The following is a 16,564-nucleotide window of genomic DNA, read 5'->3' on the forward strand; positions in this document are numbered from 1 at the left end:
GGCCGCCCCACTCGCGTCCCAACGATCTCCCAAACCTGCTCCCGGTGACGTGCCCGGGCCCCGGGAGTGCTTGACGCGCCCAGCTGGTCTAGTCCAGTTTGATGCTCAGCACCGCGCTCTCCCCCGCACCGGACCACTCCCCAGGCCCGCCGCCCGCCCCGCGCTCCCCCCTCGCGGCGTGGGCGGCCACCTCGTCCCGAGAGGCACCCCACATGCCCAGCGCGATTCCGCGTGCCCGTACGCATGCCGGCACACCTGCCCGCACGCACGGCCGCCCCGCCCGCCGCACCACCCTGCTGAGCCTGGCCGCGTCCGCCGCGCTCGCCGCCGGCGGCCTGACCGTCCTCGCCGGGAACGCCGGCGCCGCCGACGGCGACCTGCTCGTCAACGGCGGCCTGGAGAGCGGCGTACTGAGCCCCTGGAGCTGTTCCGCCGGCACCGGGAGCGTGGTCAACTCCGGTGTCCACAACGGCACTTACGCACTCAAGGGCGCGGTGAGCGCGAGCGACACCGCCCAGTGCGGCCAGACCGTCAGCGTCCAGCCCAACACCACCTACAAGCTCAGCGCCTGGGTGCAGGGCCAGTACGTCTACCTCGGCGCCACCGGCAGCGGCGTCACCGACCCGGCCGTCTGGACCGCCGGCGGCCCCAACTGGCAGCAGCTGTCCGCCAGTTTCACCACCGGACCGGCCACCACCAGCGTCACCGTCTACCTGCATGGCTGGTACGGGCAGGGCGGCTACCTCGCCGACGACATCGCGCTGACCGGCCCCGGCGGCGGCAACCCGTCGACCCCGCCGCCGAGTTCGACCCCGTCGAGCCCGGCCCCGTCGAACCCGACCGGCACGCCCACCGGCGGCCCGACCACCCCGCCGCCGAACGTCGCGCTCCCGGTCGCCCCGTACATCGACATGGGCGCCTGGCCCACCCCGTCGATGCCCGACATGGCCAAGGCCGGCGGCCTCAAGGGCTACACCATGGGCTTCGTCACCGGCGTCGGCTGCAAAGCCAGTTGGTTCAACGCCTACGACCCGCGCACCGGCTGGGCCAAGGACCAGGTGGACGCGCTGCGCGCGGCCGGCGGCGACGTCAAGGTCTCCTTCGGCGGCGCCGCCGGCACCGAACTCGCCGCCGCCTGCACCACGGTGGACTCGCTGGTCGCCGAGTACGACGCCGTGGTGAGCGCCTACGACCTGCGCTACGTCGACTTCGACATCGAGGGCGCGGCCATCGCCGACACCGTCTCCAACGACCGCCGCTCCGCCGCGCTCGCCAAGCTCCAGCAGGCTCACCCGGGGCTGAAGGTCTCCTTCACCCTGCCCGTGCTGCCCGAGGGCCTGACCGCCGAGGGCGTCGCCGTCGTCAAGTCCGCCCGGGACGCCGGGGTGGCCTTCGACGTGGTCAACGTCATGGCGATGGACTACTACCGCGCCGGGACCGACTACGGGAACGCCGCCGTCCAGGCCGCGCAGTCGCTGTTCGGTCAGCTCAAGGCGCTCCACCCGGCGAAGAGCGACGCCCAGCTGTGGGCCATGGTCGGCGTCACCCCGATGATCGGCGAGAACGACGACCACCAGATCTACAACCAGGCCGCCGCCCGGCAGTTGGTGACCTTCGCCAAGCAGAACCACCTCGGGATGCTCGCCTTCTGGGACGCCACCCGGGACGCCAACGCCTGCACCGGCGGGTCACTGTCCAAGTGCACCAACATCCCGCAGCAGCCGTACGAGTTCGCGAAGATCCTCAACCAGTACACGGGCTGACACCGGCACACGGATCGAATCCGGCACGCGGGCGGCAACCGGCACGGGGTCGAGCGCTCCCGCCGCCGGGAGGGGGCGTACGGTGCGGCTGCTCAGGTGTCATAGCAGCCGCACCACGGCGCGTCGAAGCCGAGGCCGTCCGGGTACAGCTCGAAGTGGACCCGTTCGTCCTCCTCCCCCACCTCGTCGTCCTCGTAGTCCTCGCGGACCAGGCCGAACAGCTCTCCGTCGACACGCACGGCGAACGGGGCGATCGCGATGTCCCCGTACTCCCGGCCGGGCAGGGCGTCGAGCCACTCCCCCAGCAGCCGCCTGGCCTCCGCCGCCCCGACGGCGGCGCGTATCCGCGAGTCGAGGTGGCGGCCGGCGGCGTCGAAGTGGTGGAGGACGGCGTAGGACCGGGCGCCGAGGCAGAGGGCCGAGGCGAAGAACTGGCCGCCCCGCCAACGGCCGATGGTGTCGGTGCGGTAGCCGGGTCGGTGGCTGATCGGGATGACATCGGGAACGTTCACGGCCGAAGCCTAGGCGTGACCAGTGACGACGGCCCCTTCGGCCGGGTCAGCGCCCGGTGGACAGGTTGGCGCCGCCGGTGCAGTCGAGCACCACGCCGGTGACGAAGCCGTTCGCGGCCATCAGGTGGATCGCCCGGGCGACATCCTCGGCGCGGCCGACCCGGCCGACCGGGGTGGTGGCGGCGAGGCCCTCGAACAGCTCGGCCCGCTGCTCGGCCGGGACGCGGTCCCACCACGGGGTGTCGATCACGCCGGGCGAGACGGCGTTGATCCGCAGCGGGGCGAGTTCGACGGCCAGCGGCGGGACCATCGCCTCCAACGCGCCGTTGATGGCGGCCAGTCCGGCGGTGCCGGGGAACGCGGCCCGGGCCGAGGCGGCGGTGATCAGGGTGACCGAGCCGTCCTGGCGCAGGTGCGGCAGCGCCGCCTGGAGGACGCGCACCTGCGGCCAGAACTTGGCGTCGAAGCCGGCCGCGAGTTCGGCCAGGTCGAGCCCGGCGAACGGGCCGCCGCCGGCCGCGCCGCTGACCGCGACGACCAGGTGGTCGACGGTGCCGGTCTCGGCGAAGAAGGCGGCGAGGGCGGCCGGGTCGGCCGCGTCCAGCTGCCGGCCGGTGGTCTTGCCGTCGATCCTGCCGTCGATCCGGGCCACGGCGGCGTCCAGCCGGTCACGATCCCGGCCGGTGACCACGACCTCGGCGCCGTCCGTGGCGAAGGCGGTGGCCGCCGCCTCGCCGATGCCCGAGCTGCCGCCCATCACGACGACGCGCTGTCCGGCGAAGAGGTTTGACGCAGTGCTCATGGTGGTGGGGCCTTTCGACTTGTCGAGACCGCTGGTTCCGGCAATGATGATTGTCGAGACTGATAGTCTTGTCAAGCGGGGGCCGGAGACGAGGGAACACGATGAGCGAGATCAAGAACACCGAGACCGGCGAATCCGCCGGGGCCGCTGACACCGCCGGAGCCCCGACCGCGCGTCCGCACACCGGGCGCCGCCGCAACGAGGCCGCCCACCGGGCGATCCTCGACGCCGCGCTCCGCCTGCTCGCCGAGTCCGACGGCACGCCCGTCACCGTCGACGCCATCGCCCGTACGGCCGGCGTCGGCAAGCAGACCGTCTACCGGTGGTGGCCCTCCAAGGGCGCCGTGCTGCTCGACGCCCTCACCGACCGCGCCGACCAGGACGTCCACGGCCCCGACACCGGCGACCTGCGCAGCGACCTGCGCGCCTTCATCGCCACCACCTTCGACGCCGCCCAGCGCGACACCACCGCCTCAGCGCTGCGCGCCGTCGCCCGGGAGGCCGCCCGCGATCCACACCTCGCCGACCTCATGCGGAGCTTCACCGCCGCCCGCCGCACCGCGCTGCGCGAGCTGCTCGCCAAGGGGCGCGAGCGCGGCGAACTCGCCGGGGACGCCGACCTGGACCTCATCGCCGACCAGGTCTACGGCGTGTTCTGGTACCGCTTCCTGCTCGGGCACGGCGCCCTGGACGCGGACACCGCGGAACGGCTCGCCGAGTCGCTGACCAGGGGGAACGCCGCAGGGTAGCGCTAGCGCCGCGGGTGCCGCCCGCGCAGCAGCGGCAGGTACACCTCGTCCACGATCTCCACCAGGACGTCGTCCGGCGCCGTCGGCACCCCGCGCACCACGAACTCGTTGCGCAGCAGCACCACCGCCACCGTCGCCACCCGGGGGCGCAGCACCTCGGGGGCCAGCTCGCCCCGGGCGACCGCGCGCCCGAGGACGGTGAGCCAGGGCGCCGCCGCCGCGTCGCCGGACTGGTCCTGCAACTGCGCCAGGAACTCCGTCGCGCCGCCGGCCGCCGCCAGCAGTTCGCGCAGTACGGCGCCCAGCGGGGAACTCCAGTGGCGGTTCGCCTGACGCAGCAACTCCAGCGCGTCACCGCGCAGTTCACCGGTGTCGGGGAGCGGGGCCGTCTTCGCCAGCTGCTTGTAGGCGGCGATGCCGAGGGCCAGCCGGTTGGGCCAGCGGCGGTAGATGGCGTTCTTGTTGGTACCGGCGCGGGCGGCCACCTTGTCCATGGTCAGCCCGGCGTACCCGGCCTCGGTCAGCTCCTCGACCGCCGCCCGCAGGATCGCCTCCTCCAGCGCCGCCCCGCGCCGCCGCGTCTGCCCGGCCATGCCGCCGCCCTCTCCGTAGACCGACCCCATCCTTCTTGCCGCACCGAGGCGTCGGCAACTAAGGTACTCGCCGTACCGTAAGTTTCCCTCTCACCGGAAAGGCAGAAGAACGTGCGCGCCAAGGGAATCAGCTACGACACCGGCTTCATCAGGAACGGGACGTACTCCCGAGCCCGGTTCGAACCGGAGGTGGTCGAACGCGAGCTGCGGATCATCCGGGACGAACTGCACTGCACCGCCGTCCGCATCATGGGCGGCGACCCGGAGCGGATCGAACTCGCCGCCGGGTACGCCGCCGGCCTCGGGCTCGAAGTCTGGTTCTCGCCCTACCCACTGGAGCTGACCACCGACGCGATGCTGAAGCTCTTCGCCGACTGCGCCGAGCGCGCGGAACGGTTGCGGCGGCGCGGGGCCGAGGTGGTGTTCGTGACCGGCGCCGAACTCAGCCTGATGAACCCGGGCTTCCTGCCCGGCGCCAGCACGGCGGACCGGGTCGCGCTGCTCGCCCGGCCCGAGGAGGTGCGCGAGCACCTCGGGGCGGTCGGCGACCGGGTCAACGCGTTCCTCCGCGAGGCGGTGGCCGCCGTCCGGGAGCGGTTCGGCGGGCGCGTCACGTACGCCGCGGTGCCGCTGGAACGCGTCGACTGGGAGCCCTTCGACCTGGTCTCACTGGACCTCTACCGCTCCGCGGAGACCGCCGACCGCTTCGCCGACGGGGTCCGCGCCCTGACGGACCAGGGGAAGCCGGTCGCCATCACCGAGTTCGGCGCCGCCACCTACCGGGGCGCCGGCGACCGGGGCGCGCTCGGGTTGGACGCGGTCGAGTACGACGACCACGGCCCGGTCCGCCTCGACGGCCCCTACCAGCGCGACGAGGCCGGGCAGGCCGCCTACGTGCGCGAACTGCTGGAAGCCTTCGACGCGGGCGGCATCGACGCCACCTTTGTCTTCACGTTCGCCCTCTACGACCACGTCCACCGCCCGGACGGCGACCCCCGCGACGACCTCGACCTGGCCAGCTACGGCATCGTCAAGACCTACGAGGACCGTACGGGACGTACCTACGCGGGCGTCCCCTGGGACCCGAAGGAAGCCTTCTCCACCCTCGCCGCCTACTACGGCACCCACTGAGTACGGCGCCCACTGACCGGCCTGTCGTCTGCGCAGGAAGTCGACCTGGCCGACTTCTCACGCGGCGCAAGCAAGCCAACCCACCCGGGAGCCAAAGAGAACCGAGGACCACAACACCCACCAGCCCACGCACAGAAAGTCGGCCCAGCCGACTTCTCGCGCAGCAAGGAGCGGATGGCAACCGGGACGGGTGGCCTCACCAAGCCGCGCACAGGAAGTCGGGCCCGCCGACTTCTCGTGCAGGTGAGGGCCCGCCCACCCGGCACCGGGCCTTCCCCGAGGGGCGAAGAAAGCTTTCTTCAGCCCCACCCGGACACACAGGAAGTCGGCCAGGCCGACTTCTCACACGGCCAACGCAACACCGAACGCCCCAGAGAGGCAGCCCGCACACAACGTCGGCCGACCCGACTTCTCGCGCGGGCAGCGAAGCGCCGAACGCCCCCGGAGAGACGACCTTGCACAGGAAGTCGGCCGGGCCGACTTCTCGTGCAGGGCCCTGGAGAGGGAGGGTGGTGGCGAGCAGGATGGGGGGCTCACCGAACCGCAGGAGTAGGAAGTCGGACCCACCGACTTCCTACGCAGGTGAGGGTCTGCCCGCCCGGTGCCGAACCTTCCCCGAAGGGCGAAGAAAGCTTTCTTCAACTCCCCAAGGCACACAGGAAGTCGGCCAGGCCGACTTCTCACGCGGCCAACGCAACACCGAACGCCCCAGAGAGGCGGCCCGCACAGGAAGTCGGAGCGGCCGACTTCCTGCTACTCGGGCCGTCCATCAGCCGACGAGTTCACGCCGAAGGCGGAGGTCACCAGGCTGAGGACGTACGGCATCTCGGCGCCGTTCAAGGCGGTCGGGTCGACCGAGTACACGACCGACCGGGAGAGGTCGCGGGTGGCGAAGACGCCGCTGGTGGAGCCGGGTCGGGAGCCGGTCTTGCCCCAGGCCACCACACCGTCCGACTCAAGCTTCTCAAGGCCCATGCTCATGCAGGCCTTGCCGTCCGGGCAGTGCCCGCTGTGCGGGGCGACCGGCACGTCCGGGACGGTGAACAGCAGCTCCTGCTGGGCCGGCGGGAGGAGGCGACCCCGGAAGAGGGCGGTCATGAAGCGGTCGAGGTCCGGGGCGCTGGAGATCATGCCGCCCTCGGCCCAGGGCCACGGGCTCTGCTCGGTCACGTCCGCCCGGTGCGAGCCGCCGCCGGCCTCAGGGACGGTCAGGTACGGGTGGGTCGCGGGGCGTCGCAGCCGCGGGTCGTCGCCGTCCGGGAGGGAGGTGTCGTGCAGGCCGAGCGGGCGGAGGACACGATCCCGCAGCTCGTCGGCGTAGCGGTGGCCGGTGACCTCCTCGACGATCAGCCCGGCGACGAAGGTGTTCATGCCGTTGTACTGCTGGGCGCTCCCCGGGTCGAAGCCGAGCTTCTGGCCCTTCATCGTGGCGATGACCTCCTCCGGGGTGAACGAGTCGAACTTGTGCTGGGCGAACCACTCGGTGGTGCCGTCCCCCCACGGCACGTTGGAGCCGCCCGGCAGTCCGCTGGTGTGGTTGAGCAGCTGCCCGACCTTGACCCCCTCGTACGGGAAGTCCGCGAGGTACTGCCGGACGTCGGCGTCCAGGTCGACCCGCCCCTCGGCGGCGAGCTGGAGGACGACGGTGGTGGTGAAGATCTTCGAGATCGAGCCGATCCGGAACCGGCCCTGCGGGTCCACGGCCATCCCGGGCTCCGCCGAGACGCCCTCGAACCTCCCCGTGGAGCCGGTGATCCGCACGAACCCGGCGGAGACGTCGGCGGCCGGCCGCCGGTCGAGCGCGGCCCGGACCGCCGCCCTGTCCAGAGGCGACACATCAGCCGCACTCGATGACACCCCGGCCGATGACACCCCCGCAGCGGGCGCGGCGGCGAGCGCGGGCGCGCCCGCCCCGACCGTCAGCGCGACCGCCAGGGCCGCGGCGGCGGCCACAGCGGCCCAACGGGTGCGGTTGTCGTGCACGTTCGCGTTCATGTGCGGTGGCCCCCAGGCTGATCGTCGCCGGGCCGGTGGTTCCCGGCCCGGCGACGAGTCTTCCGGCCGCGTCCGCTCCGGACATCAGGGGCAGGGCACCGCCGCTCCCCGAATTCGCGTCAGGGTCGGCCCCTAGGGAAGACCGATAGGAAAGACCGAGGCGCAGGGCCTCCCCGAGTCAGACGCCCAGCGCCCGGGCCGCCAGCGCCGTACCCTCCAGCCGCGCCTTGATCTTGGCGAAGGCGGTCTCCCGGGAGACGGACTGGTCGTCCGCGAAGGAGGCGAAGCCGCTGTCGTCACAGGTGCCCAGCCGCTCCACCGGGAGGTGGCGGGCGGCGGCCAGCACCCGGTCACGTACCTCTTCCGGGGTCTCGACCCGGGGGTCGAGCGGATCGGTGACGCCGACGAACACCCGTACCTCGGGCGGGAGTTGTTCGGCGACGACACGAAGGACCCGCTCCGGGTCGGGCTCGCTCGCCAGGGAGAGATAGAAGTTGCCCACGGTGAGCCTGAACAGCTCGGGCAGCAGCTCCGCGTAGTCGATGTCGAGGCTGTGGGTGGAGCCCTGGTCGGCGCCCGGGTCGGTGTGGACGCCGATCCGGGCGCGCTCGGCCGCGCTGAACCGGCTCAGCACCATGTTGTCGAGTTCGACGAACTCGCGCAGCACACCGCCGCTCGGGTCGAGCTTCAACGCCAGCCGCGCCTCGGTGAGTTCCAGCTGCACGACGTGCGCGCCCGCGTCGAGGCAACCCCGGATGTCCGCCTCGGCGCCCGCCACCAGGTCCTCCATGTACTGCGTGTGCGAGTACCCGGGAACGCCGGCCGGCGGGTACAGCAGGCTGAGCAGGGAGGGCGAGACGACCGACTGCTTCACGGGGACGGTCGCGACCTTCTGCGCCGCCCGCAGGTACTGCTCGGCGTGCATCCGGTAGCGGAAGGGGCCGGAGGCCAGGACGGGCAGCTGCCGCTGGTGCCCGTCCGCGAAGGGCAGGACGACGCCGTCGGGGGTGACGTTGTCGGCCCCGGCGACCGGATAGGTGTAGGCGCTGGGCTTGGCCTGGTCGCCGTCGGTGACGACCTTCGAGCCGAGGGCCTCCAGCCGCGCGACGGTGTCCCGGACGGCTTGCTGGCGGACCTCGGCGAAGGCGGCGTCGTCGAGGCGGCCGGCGGCGTGCTCGGCGACGGCGGCGAGGAGTTCCGGGGAGCGGGGAACGCTGCCGATGAGTTCGGAGGGGATGCTCATGGGCGGCAGCCTAGGAACGCGGCGAGCCGGGCGGAGGAGGTGATCGCAATTGCCAACGATCGCACCCCACCAGGGCATTACGTGAACCCGAACCCGACGCCACCCGAACAGGTTCGGGCCGGAGTGATCACTCCGTTGAGCGGGGCCCACCGAGCCCTGGACACTGTCCCGACGCCGTGCCCTCACGCCGGGAGGTCGGGAGATGCGCTCACCGGAGGCCCCGCCCCCGATCCGCCAGGCCGTGATCCTCGCCGGCGGACGCGGCAGGCGGCTCGCCCCGTACACGGACCGGCGCCCCAAGGCGATGGTCGAGGTGAACGGCACACCGCTGCTGCGCCACCAGCTCGACCGGTTCGCCGACGCCGGCGTGGAGACGGTGGTCGTCTCGGCGGGCTACCGCTCGCAGCTGATCACCGACTACCTGCGCGGCGCGTCCCTGCCGGTCCGCACCACCGTGGTCGTGGAGGACCGCCCGCTGGGCCGGGGCGGCGGACTGAAGCTCGCCGCCCGCGCCCTTCCGGAGCCGCGGGAACCGTGGTTCGCCGTCTACGGCGACATCTGGACCGACCTGCCGCTCACCGCGCTCGGCGCCCACCACCTGCGCTGCGGGACGCTGGCCACGGTCGCCCTGGTCCCGCCCCGGCTGCCCCGGGGCACGGTCCGCTGCGACGCCCTCGGGAGGGTCGCCGAACTCGCCGCACCGCCCACCTGCGTGGTCAACGGCGGCGTGTACGCCTTCGCGCCCGGCGTCGTCCCGCTGCTGCCGGACGAGGGGGACCACGCGCACACGACCCTGCCGCACCTGGTGCGGCTGCGGCAGCTGGCGGGCTACCGCGCCGAAGGCTTCTGGCACGCCGTCAACACGCCTTCGGATCTAAGGGAGTTACGGGCGGGCCTGGCGGCACCGGCCCTTTGAAGGGGCCGTCAGGACCGGACCGGCTCGCCCGCCCGGACGGCCCGCAGCCCCCGCTCGACGGTCTCCGGGTTCTCCCCCACCGGCGCCACGTAGTCCAGCACGCCACGCGCCGCCTCCTCCCCGAGCGTGCGGGTGATCACCCAGGTCGCGAGGTACTGCGAGGCCAGGCAACCGCCCGCCGTGGCGATGTTCCCCTCCGCGTGGAACGGGGCGTCCAGCACGGTGACACCACGGGCCTCGACGAAGGGCCGGCTCGTCCGGTCCGTGCAGGCCGGCCTGCCCTCCAGCAGCCCGAGGTGCGCCAGCACGAGGGCGCCGGAGCACTGGGAGCCGATCAGCTGCCGCGCCGGGTCCAGCGGCAGCGCGGAGAGCAACCGGCTGTCGGCCACCACGTCGCGGGTCTTCACCCCGCTGCCGATCAGCACCACGTCGGCCTCGGTGACGAACTCCATCGGGCGCTGCCCGGTCACCTCGACCCCGTTCATCGAGGTGACCACCGGCGCCGGCGTCGTGATGAAGGCCTCCAGGCCGTCCGGGCGGCAGCGGTTGATCAGCGCGGACGCGATGAAGCTGTCCAGCTCGTTGAACCCGTCGAACGTCACCACGGCCACCTGCATCGCAACTCCTTCATCCGGACGGAACGCCCAGTCTCCCCGACCTCACGGGCCGAGGCCAGCGCCCGGGCCCGGCACCCACCGGTCCCCGGCCCGTGATCGCCTGCCGAGGGGGCGGGGCACCGGAGTGGGAAGTCGGACCGGCCGACTTCCCACTCCCTCGAACCCGCCGAGCGGCAGCCACGGCGAAACCCGCGAAATCCCGATGGCGCCACAGCGCCGGTGCTGCCAGGGTGGCCGCCATGGTGAAGAAGCTGCTCTTCGTGACCCTGGCCGGGGACGGGCACGTCAACCCGACGCTGCCGCTGGTCGAGGAACTCGTCCGGCGCGGGCACCGGGTGGACTACGCCACCGGAGCGGCGCACGCCGCCGCCGTCACCGGCGCCGGGGCCCGCTGGCTGGAACTCCCGCCGCTGCCGCCGTTCACGCCACCGCCGGCCATCGGCCCGCAGGCCGTGGCCGGCTGGCTGCGCCACTACTTCGCGGCCATGAGCGCGACGTACCCGGTGCTGCGGAGCCACTGCGCCTCGGAGCCGGTGGACGCCGTCTGTTACGACACGACGAACTGGCCCGCCCGGGTCGTCGCCAGGAGCCTGGGCATCCCCGCCGTCCAGTGCTTCCCCCACCTCGCCTCGAACGAGGAGTACTCACTGGACCGGCGGTTGACCGCGGGCCTCGACGCCGACGGTCCGGCGATGGCCCCGCTCGCCGCCGACTGCGCGGCCTTCTCGGCCGAGCACGGCGTCCCGCTCGGCGTCGCCGACACCATGACGACGGCCGACGGGCTCAACCTGGTGTTCGTCCCGAGGGAGTTCCAGCCGGCCGCCGACAGCTTCGACGAGCGCTTCCACTTCATCGGCCCCACGCTGGGCGGCCGCGAGCACACCGAGCAGTGGTCACCGCCCGACCCCGGCTCGCCGCTGCTGTACGTCTCCCTGGGCAGCGTCTTCAGCGGGAGCCCGGAGTTCTACCGCGCCTGCCTGACCGCCGTCGCCGACGGACCGTGGCAGGTGGCGATGACCGTGGGCGACACGGACCCCGCCGCCCTGGGCACCGTCCCGGACCGGGTGGACGTCCGCTCCCGGTTCCCGCAGCTCGCGGTGCTGCGCCACGCCACCGCCTTCGTGTCGCACGCCGGGATGAACTCCGTCATGGAGGCGCTGCACCACGGCGTCGGCATCGTCGCCGTCCCACGGACACCCGAACAGGCCGCCAACGCCGCGCGTCTGGAGGAGCTGGGGCTCGGCGAACACCTGGACGCCGACGCGGTGAGCGCCGAAGCACTGCGGGCGGCGATCGACCGGGTCGCCTCGGATCCGGTGGTGCGGGCCAACCTCGCGCAAATGCGCCAGGCCGTCCGGCGAAGCGGCGGAGCCAGCCGCGGCGCCGACCTGATCGAGCGGTACCTCGGTGAGCGCCCCCGCTGCGAGGGGGCGGCTGGGCCGACGGCGGGCGACCCAGCCGCTAGCGCGGACCCGGCCGGTGGCCGAGCGCGATGCCGAATCCGACGCTCCCCGCCAGGAGCCCGCCGGCGAGGGTGACCAGGGCCAGTTGGCCGGGAGTCGTGACCTGACCCCCGAGCCCGCACGCCGACCAGATGGCGTCACGCAGCCCGAGCGCCACGGGGACGGTGAGCGCGCCGGTGGTGACGGCGGTGCGAGCGGCGTGGCGCAGGCGGCCGACGGGCGGCACGGACACCAGGCGCAGCACGGCGTTGGCAGCCATCACGAAACCGAAGGTGCCGCTCAGGAAGATCCCCCAGTACAGCAGGAAGACCGTGGCGGGGAATCCCCCCTCGCTCACCGCGAATCCCGTGATGACCACCCCCGCTCCCGCCGCACTGGCCGCCGCCGCGAGACCGGTGAAGTGCCGTCGTACGAAGCCCAGCACGCCCGCGTCGAGCATCGCGGACACGCGCCGGCCCACGGTGTCCGGCACCCGGGAGGCGAGGGTCTCCACGAGCAGGGGGAGGTCACCGAGCCAGTCGGCCCCCGGTCGGCTGCGGTCGCGGGGCGGTAGCAGGCGGGCAACGCGGCGGTGCGTCACCAGGCCCGCGCACACCGCGCCGGTCAGCGGCACCAGGGAGGCCGCCAGCCACGGCGTGGTCGAGTTCCACAGCCGGTGGTCGGCGCGGAGGGCCAGCGCCAGCCAGTCGGCGCCGATCGTCAGGGCGATGAGCAGCGTGACGGCCAGCCCGGCGCGCAGCAACTGCTCGACGCGATCGGAGGGCAGCGGCTCGGCCGCCCGGCACAGCGGTACGCGTAGTGCGGCGATCCCGGCCAGCAGCGGGACGAAGAACTTGGTGAACGACACCACGGCGTCGTACGGATCGTCCTGCCAGGGGCTGCCCGCACGCACGGCGTGGAGTGTGGTCAGGGCCGCGAAGACGGTGAAGGCGGCGGCGTTCACCGCGGCCAGTCCCAAGGCTCGGGCCGCGGCCGGGCGGGCCGGGTGTCCGACCGGAAGCACTGGTGGCACGGGCGCATCCCCTCTCGGTGGAGTAGGTCGTGGCAGGCGGGGCCGCCTCGAACGAGTGCCATCATCGTCGGCCCGTCCGGGCACCGTCCACGGGCAGGGGCGGCCCAAGCGGCGGAGGTTCCGGCGGGCCTGCGCGGGCACCGGTGGAGTGGTCCACGCGGTGCCCGCGCCGTACGGGTTCCTCAGCTCAGGTGCCGGGCGAGGAACCGGACCGCGCTGTCGGCCTCGAACCGGGGCAGCTCCTTGTGCCCGCCCGAGTTCACGTGCAACGACTTCTCCTTCGAGGCGAAGGCGTCGAACAGCGCCAGACCGTCCTCGCGCGAGATGTGCTCGTCGTCCCACTGCAGGTCGAACTCGATCGGGACGGTGATCCGCCTGGCCTTCTCGGCCAGGGCGTCGGGCCAGTGCTGGCCGAAGACGGCGGCGGTGATCCTGGGTTCGGCCGCCACGAACGGCACGCCGATCGCGGTGCCCATGTTGAGGCCCCAGAAGCCGACCGGGCCGTCGGTGCCGATCTCCGGGAGGCGCTGGAGAGCGTCCAGCGTCGCCCGGTACTCGGGCACGGCGAGCCTCGCCAGGTGGTCGTTGTAGCGCACGACGATCGGGCCTTCGGGCTCGCCCGCCGCCCTCGCCCGGAACAACTCGGCGATCTCCGCCTCGTCGTGCGCCGTGCGCGGCCGGTCGCCGTGGCCCGGCGCGTCGATGACGGCGACGTGGAAGCCGCAGCCGGCCACCAGGCGCTGGGCGCGGCCGGACATCGCCGGGTGCTTCTTGTGGTTGCCGCCGCCGTGGGCCATCAGGACCAGGGGCGCGCGATCGGCCGCGCCGGAGGCCGGCGACCAGAGGACGCCGGGGACGCCGGGGACGCCGCCCAGGGTGAAGTCGCGTTCGAGCATGCCGTTCGTCGACGATTCGGCGGTGAACTGAAGGGAGTGCACAGGTGTGGCCTTTCGGAAGTGCCTTGTGGTCGAGGCGCTCCCGGCGACACCTACGTCAATCGCCGGCCGTGACGGGAAGGGGGAGCACCCACGTCGATACAGCGTTCACGGGTCTCACCTCCTCGGGCGGCATCACGGTCGACTGGAAGCTACCAGCCGGTTGATCAGCCCTCAATCCCTTTTTCGCGGACGGACGCGGCGAGGGAGCGGGAAGTCCGGGGGCCGACTTCCCACTCCCTCTGGTTCAGGGGTCGGGGGTTGGTGGTGAGGGCGTATGCCCTCCGGTGTCACGGGAGTCAGGGGGCGTCGGGGGCGGCGAGGTCCAGTTCGGACCAGACCGTCTTGGAGTTGGGGTGGCGGGGGATGGTGCCCCAGCGGTCGGAGAGGGCGTCGATGAGGGTGAGGCCGCGCCCGGACTGGGAGTTGGGGCGGAGCACGGTGGGGAGGGTCGGGAGCCTGTCGCCCCGGGGGTCGCTGACCTCGATGCGGAGGGTGGTGCCCCGGCGCGCGGCGGTGGTGAGCGAGAGGTGAAACTCGAACCCGCGCCCCGGAACGCGTCCGTGCGTGATCGCGTTCGCGGCCAGCTCCGCGACGATCAGGAGCGCGCCGTGGAAGCGCTCGGTGTGGGTGGAGTGCAGTTTCCAGGCGGTGAGTTGACGCCTCGCCAGGCGTCGGCAGATGGCTGCGCCCTTGGGGGAGGCGGTGAGGGTGATGGTGTGGGAGCGGGGGGTGTGAGGGGGGATTTCGGTTGCCATGGGAGAAAAGCGTGGCGGGCTGGAAGTACGCTGACCAGGCATCCGGCAAGCACGGAGGGTACCTGTACGGGTGCGGACAGCTTTCGTGTGGCTCAATCGCAGAAGGGCGACCACGATGGGCGTGGCGAGTGGCAAAGGATCCGGAAACGACGACGTACGGACGGAGTTGCCGGAGGATCTGACGGAGGTCTCGGACTTCTTTCGCGCGCTCGGCAAACAGATCAAGCTCCTACGGGAACAGGCCGGACTGACACAGAAGCAACTCGGCGAGCGCGTCGGCTACACGGAGCAGATGATCAGTGCGGTGGAGCGCGGAGTCCGCACTCCGCAGCCGGAGTTGCTGATCGCGCTGGACAAGGCACTCAACGCGGGTGGCCTGCTGGCCATCGCGGCGGACGACGTGATCAAGGCGCGGAACAAGGCCAGACTGCGGCACCCGGCCTGGTTCCGGGGTTACGTGAGCCTGGAGGACATCGCCATTGAGCACCACGACTACACAACTCTCCTGATTCCAGGGCTTCTACAGACAGAGGGCTATGCGCGAGCGATCTATGAGATGCGGCAGCCCGCACTCTCAGAGGAAGTGATCAGCATGCGCGTAATCGCTCGAATCGCACGACAGGAGATCTTGACGCGCTGGCCAAGAGCGATCTTCAGCTGGGTGATTGACGAGAGCGTGCTGATGCGGCCTCTGGGCGGTCCGGACGTGTTCAAGGGGCAGCTTCAAAGGCTGCTGGAAGTCGGGGGGATGCGAGGCATGGCGATTCAGATCATGCCGATGGATCGAACTGAGCATGCAGGACTGGGCGGTTCTTTCATTCTGATCACGCCCAAGGGGCAAGCCCAGCACGGCTACATCGAAGCTCAGACGAGCAGTAGGCTGATCACCGATCCAGACGAGGTCCGGATCATGAACACGCGTTACAACACCCTCAGGGCGCAGGCCTACAGTCCTCAGGATTCATTGGCCCTGATCGGAAAGAGGCTGGGAGAACTATGACCACCGAGCTGACCTGGCACAAGAGCAGCTACAGCAGCAACGAGGGCGGCGCGTGCGTCGAGGTTGCCGAGACCCCCGGCACCGTCCACGTCCGTGACTCCAAGGACAAGTCCGGCCCCCAGCTGGCCTTCGAGCCGGCCGCGTGGGACGCGTTCGTGAAGTTCGCCGCCACCGCCGAGGTCTGATCCGAAAACCCTCCCCTCAACGGCCCACCGCCTTTCCGGCGGAGGGCCGTTGGCGTACCGTCGGACGGCATGGAACTCACCTGGCGCAAGAGCAGCTACAGCGGCAACGAAGGCGGCGCCTGCGTCGAGGTCGCCGACACCCCCACCGCCGTCCACGTCCGCGACTCCAAGGACAAGTCCGGCCCCCAGCTCGCCTTCTCCCCCGCCGCCTGGCGGGCGTTCATCGACTTCACGACCGCCACTCAGGCCGTCTGACCCGACAGATTCACTCTGTACGGGCCGCGGCCCGGGCCTCGCGCTCGGCGAGGACCTTCTCCCGCCGGTCGGCCGTCTGCTTCATCATTCGCTTGCGGTCGCGGGCGGAGAGGCGGTCGATGTAGAGCCCCCCGTTCAAGTGATCCGTCTCGTGCTGGAGGCAGCGGGCGAAGTAGCCGGTGCCCTCGATGACCACCGGCTCGCCGTGCCGGTCGACGCCGCGCACCACGGCGTGGGCCGGGCGGGCGAGCCGGGTGTTGGCGCCGGGGACGGAGAGGCAGCCCTCCGTCTCCTCGATCAGCGCGCGGCCGGGCGGCTGCTCGTCGACCACCGGGTTGAGCACGTGGCCGGTGTGCCGGACGCCCTCGTCGTCGACGCAGTCGTAGACGAACAGCCGCAGGTCCACGTCCACCTGGTTCGCCGCCAGGCCGCAGCCCTCGGCCACCTCCATGGTGACGAACATGTCCTCGATGAGCCGCTCCAGGCGCTCGCTGCCGAAGTCCTCCTCGGTGGCCGTGCGGCAGGGGCGGTGCAGGATCTCCTCCCCCACCTCGGTGATCCGCAGGACGGTCGGCCGTTCGCGCAGCTCGGACACGGGAGGGCGCTCCTTCGAGAGACGGTACTTGCGATCGGAC

General features: G+C 72.1%; 18 protein-coding genes. 8 read left to right on the forward strand and 10 right to left on the reverse strand.

The window, feature by feature from the left end; translation table 11 throughout:
- Positions 1-212 precede the first annotated feature (212 nt).
- Complete coding sequence (locus ACZ55U_RS17280) at positions 213-1,763, forward strand: carbohydrate binding domain-containing protein (protein WP_465526965.1); 1,551 nt, start codon at positions 213-215, stop codon at positions 1,761-1,763.
- Positions 1,764-1,855: 92 nt separating this feature from the next.
- On the opposite strand, the gene ACZ55U_RS17285 is transcribed toward ACZ55U_RS17280, so the two are convergent.
- Both ACZ55U_RS17285 and ACZ55U_RS17290 read right to left on the reverse strand, forming a co-directional pair.
- Positions 1,856-2,275 carry a hypothetical protein gene (locus ACZ55U_RS17285; protein WP_465526966.1) on the reverse strand — a complete coding sequence of 140 codons (420 nt, stop codon included), beginning with the start codon at positions 2,273-2,275 and terminating at the stop codon, positions 1,856-1,858.
- A 46-nt stretch (positions 2,276-2,321) separates the two neighbouring features.
- Positions 2,322-3,077 carry an SDR family oxidoreductase gene (locus tag ACZ55U_RS17290; RefSeq protein WP_465526967.1) on the reverse strand — a complete coding sequence of 252 codons (756 nt, stop codon included), beginning with the start codon at positions 3,075-3,077 and terminating at the stop codon, positions 2,322-2,324.
- A 101-nt stretch (positions 3,078-3,178) separates the two neighbouring features.
- On the opposite strand from ACZ55U_RS17290, the gene ACZ55U_RS17295 reads away from it, so the two are divergent.
- On the forward strand, positions 3,179-3,826 hold the full coding sequence (locus ACZ55U_RS17295) for a TetR/AcrR family transcriptional regulator (protein ID WP_465526968.1): 648 nt from the start codon (positions 3,179-3,181) through the stop codon (positions 3,824-3,826).
- Positions 3,827-3,828: 2 nt separating this feature from the next.
- Here ACZ55U_RS17295 and ACZ55U_RS17300 read toward each other — a convergent pair whose 3' ends face one another.
- Positions 3,829-4,419 (reverse strand): TetR/AcrR family transcriptional regulator, encoded by a 591-nt coding sequence (locus ACZ55U_RS17300; RefSeq protein ID WP_465526969.1) that lies wholly within the window; start codon positions 4,417-4,419, stop codon positions 3,829-3,831.
- A 111-nt stretch (positions 4,420-4,530) separates the two neighbouring features.
- Between ACZ55U_RS17300 and ACZ55U_RS17305 the strand changes: the two genes are divergently transcribed.
- Positions 4,531-5,550, forward strand: coding sequence for a hypothetical protein (locus tag ACZ55U_RS17305; protein WP_465526970.1), 1,020 nt, complete (start codon positions 4,531-4,533; stop codon positions 5,548-5,550).
- Positions 5,551-6,303: 753 nt separating this feature from the next.
- Here the strand turns inward: ACZ55U_RS17305 and ACZ55U_RS17310 are convergent.
- Positions 6,304-7,545, reverse strand: coding sequence for a serine hydrolase domain-containing protein (locus ACZ55U_RS17310; RefSeq protein ID WP_465526971.1), 1,242 nt, complete (start codon positions 7,543-7,545; stop codon positions 6,304-6,306).
- A gap of 178 nt (positions 7,546-7,723) precedes the next feature.
- Positions 7,724-8,788 carry a uroporphyrinogen decarboxylase/cobalamine-independent methonine synthase family protein gene (locus ACZ55U_RS17315; protein ID WP_465526972.1) on the reverse strand — a complete coding sequence of 355 codons (1,065 nt, stop codon included), beginning with the start codon at positions 8,786-8,788 and terminating at the stop codon, positions 7,724-7,726.
- 202 nt (positions 8,789-8,990) lie between these two features.
- On the opposite strand from ACZ55U_RS17315, the gene ACZ55U_RS17320 reads away from it, so the two are divergent.
- Positions 8,991-9,704 carry a nucleotidyltransferase family protein gene (locus tag ACZ55U_RS17320; protein ID WP_465526973.1) on the forward strand — a complete coding sequence of 238 codons (714 nt, stop codon included), beginning with the start codon at positions 8,991-8,993 and terminating at the stop codon, positions 9,702-9,704.
- Positions 9,705-9,712: 8 nt separating this feature from the next.
- On the opposite strand, the gene ACZ55U_RS17325 is transcribed toward ACZ55U_RS17320, so the two are convergent.
- Positions 9,713-10,321: a DJ-1/PfpI family protein gene (locus ACZ55U_RS17325; RefSeq protein WP_465526974.1), complete on the reverse strand. Its 609-nt coding sequence runs from the start codon at positions 10,319-10,321 to the stop codon at positions 9,713-9,715.
- 239 nt (positions 10,322-10,560) lie between these two features.
- Between ACZ55U_RS17325 and ACZ55U_RS17330 the strand changes: the two genes are divergently transcribed.
- The gene (locus ACZ55U_RS17330; protein WP_465526975.1) at positions 10,561-11,859 is read left to right on the forward strand and encodes a macrolide family glycosyltransferase; all 1,299 of its coding nucleotides are present in this window, start codon (positions 10,561-10,563) and stop codon (positions 11,857-11,859) included.
- Here the strand turns inward: ACZ55U_RS17330 and ACZ55U_RS17335 are convergent.
- From ACZ55U_RS17335 to ACZ55U_RS17345, 3 genes are all read right to left on the reverse strand, one after another.
- A complete protein-coding gene (locus ACZ55U_RS17335; protein ID WP_465526976.1) occupies positions 11,783-12,796 on the reverse strand; it encodes a hypothetical protein in 1,014 nt (337 codons plus the stop codon). The genes ACZ55U_RS17330 and ACZ55U_RS17335 overlap by 77 nt on opposite strands.
- A gap of 182 nt (positions 12,797-12,978) precedes the next feature.
- Positions 12,979-13,734 carry a dienelactone hydrolase family protein gene (locus ACZ55U_RS17340; RefSeq protein WP_465526977.1) on the reverse strand — a complete coding sequence of 252 codons (756 nt, stop codon included), beginning with the start codon at positions 13,732-13,734 and terminating at the stop codon, positions 12,979-12,981.
- Positions 13,735-14,030: 296 nt separating this feature from the next.
- On the reverse strand, positions 14,031-14,489 hold the full coding sequence (locus tag ACZ55U_RS17345; RefSeq protein WP_465526978.1) for an ATP-binding protein: 459 nt from the start codon (positions 14,487-14,489) through the stop codon (positions 14,031-14,033).
- A gap of 115 nt (positions 14,490-14,604) precedes the next feature.
- Here ACZ55U_RS17345 and ACZ55U_RS17350 point away from each other — a divergent pair, with 115 nt between their 5' ends.
- The 3 genes from ACZ55U_RS17350 to ACZ55U_RS17360 all read left to right on the forward strand — a co-directional run bounded on the left by ACZ55U_RS17350 (position 14,605) and on the right by ACZ55U_RS17360 (position 15,929).
- A complete protein-coding gene (locus ACZ55U_RS17350) occupies positions 14,605-15,489 on the forward strand; it encodes a helix-turn-helix domain-containing protein (RefSeq protein ID WP_465526979.1) in 885 nt (294 codons plus the stop codon).
- A complete protein-coding gene (locus ACZ55U_RS17355; RefSeq protein ID WP_465526980.1) occupies positions 15,486-15,674 on the forward strand; it encodes a DUF397 domain-containing protein in 189 nt (62 codons plus the stop codon). The genes ACZ55U_RS17350 and ACZ55U_RS17355 overlap by 4 nt, the downstream gene beginning before the upstream one ends.
- A 69-nt stretch (positions 15,675-15,743) precedes the next feature.
- On the forward strand, positions 15,744-15,929 hold the full coding sequence (locus ACZ55U_RS17360; RefSeq protein ID WP_465526981.1) for a DUF397 domain-containing protein: 186 nt from the start codon (positions 15,744-15,746) through the stop codon (positions 15,927-15,929).
- 10 nt (positions 15,930-15,939) lie between these two features.
- On the opposite strand, the gene def is transcribed toward ACZ55U_RS17360, so the two are convergent.
- Positions 15,940-16,524, reverse strand: coding sequence for a peptide deformylase (def, locus tag ACZ55U_RS17365; RefSeq protein ID WP_465526982.1), 585 nt, complete (start codon positions 16,522-16,524; stop codon positions 15,940-15,942).
- Positions 16,525-16,564 lie beyond the last annotated feature (40 nt).

It is taken from the genome of Kitasatospora sp. NPDC034533, assembly GCF_055575155.1.

Coding starts and splice junctions, on each gene's coding strand:
- ACZ55U_RS17315 (WP_465526972.1), bottom strand. CDS start 8,788: ATGAGCATCCCCTCCGAACTCATCGGCAGCGTTCCCCGCTCCCCGGAA.
- ACZ55U_RS17310 (WP_465526971.1), bottom strand. CDS start 7,545: ATGAACGCGAACGTGCACGACAACCGCACCCGTTGGGCCGCTGTGGCC.
- ACZ55U_RS17360 (WP_465526981.1), top strand. CDS start 15,744: ATGGAACTCACCTGGCGCAAGAGCAGCTACAGCGGCAACGAAGGCGGC.
- ACZ55U_RS17290 (WP_465526967.1), bottom strand. CDS start 3,077: ATGAGCACTGCGTCAAACCTCTTCGCCGGACAGCGCGTCGTCGTGATG.
- ACZ55U_RS17280 (WP_465526965.1), top strand. CDS start 213: ATGCCCAGCGCGATTCCGCGTGCCCGTACGCATGCCGGCACACCTGCC.
- ACZ55U_RS17355 (WP_465526980.1), top strand. CDS start 15,486: ATGACCACCGAGCTGACCTGGCACAAGAGCAGCTACAGCAGCAACGAG.
- ACZ55U_RS17300 (WP_465526969.1), bottom strand. CDS start 4,419: ATGGCCGGGCAGACGCGGCGGCGCGGGGCGGCGCTGGAGGAGGCGATC.
- ACZ55U_RS17345 (WP_465526978.1), bottom strand. CDS start 14,489: ATGGCAACCGAAATCCCCCCTCACACCCCCCGCTCCCACACCATCACC.
- ACZ55U_RS17330 (WP_465526975.1), top strand. CDS start 10,561: ATGGTGAAGAAGCTGCTCTTCGTGACCCTGGCCGGGGACGGGCACGTC.
- ACZ55U_RS17295 (WP_465526968.1), top strand. CDS start 3,179: ATGAGCGAGATCAAGAACACCGAGACCGGCGAATCCGCCGGGGCCGCT.
- ACZ55U_RS17325 (WP_465526974.1), bottom strand. CDS start 10,321: ATGCAGGTGGCCGTGGTGACGTTCGACGGGTTCAACGAGCTGGACAGC.
- ACZ55U_RS17320 (WP_465526973.1), top strand. CDS start 8,991: ATGCGCTCACCGGAGGCCCCGCCCCCGATCCGCCAGGCCGTGATCCTC.
- ACZ55U_RS17350 (WP_465526979.1), top strand. CDS start 14,605: ATGGGCGTGGCGAGTGGCAAAGGATCCGGAAACGACGACGTACGGACG.